The sequence below is a fragment of the Mesorhizobium sp. M7A.F.Ca.US.006.04.2.1 genome (assembly GCF_004022915.1).
Taxonomy (GTDB): Bacteria; Pseudomonadota; Alphaproteobacteria; order Rhizobiales; family Rhizobiaceae; genus Mesorhizobium; species Mesorhizobium ciceri.
This window is the reverse complement of record NZ_RZQA01001673.1, coordinates 1-413: the sequence shown is the minus strand read 5'-3', so window position 1 is coordinate 413 and position 413 is coordinate 1. Positions and strand designations below refer to the sequence as shown.

The window sequence follows — 413 nt, the reverse complement described above, 5'->3', positions numbered from 1 at the left end:
GGCGAAGGCATCGAGACGACGCTCTCGCTCAGATGCGCCTTGCCCGACATGGCGATGGCTGCGGCACTCTCGGCAGCCCATCTTGCCGCCATGTTGTTCCCACCGAACCTGCGGCGGCTCTATGTCATCCTCGACAACGATCCGGCCGGTGACGGTGCCAGACACAGCTTGCTTGAGCGCGCGACGGACGCAGGAATCGAGGCTATCGTGCTGTCGCCGGAGACGGAGGATTTCAACGAAGACCTCCGCCATTTCGGACTTGCCGCCTTGCGGGCCTCGATTGCGGACCAGCTCATGCGCAAAGATCGCATTTGCTATCTGACACGGGCAGCATGAGCCGGGAGGGAAGCGCGCGGCGCATGGTGCCGATGCGCCGCAGGATGCGTGGCCCGCCGGCAGGAGAACCGCGGCCA

General features: G+C 65.1%; 1 protein-coding gene. It reads left to right on the top strand.

What is annotated here, in order from left to right; translation table 11 throughout:
- A partial coding sequence (locus tag EN925_RS39340) for a toprim domain-containing protein (RefSeq protein ID WP_206633255.1) occupies window positions 1–336 on the top strand: 336 nt, incomplete at its 5' end.
- Window positions 337–413: the final 77 nt, after the last annotated feature.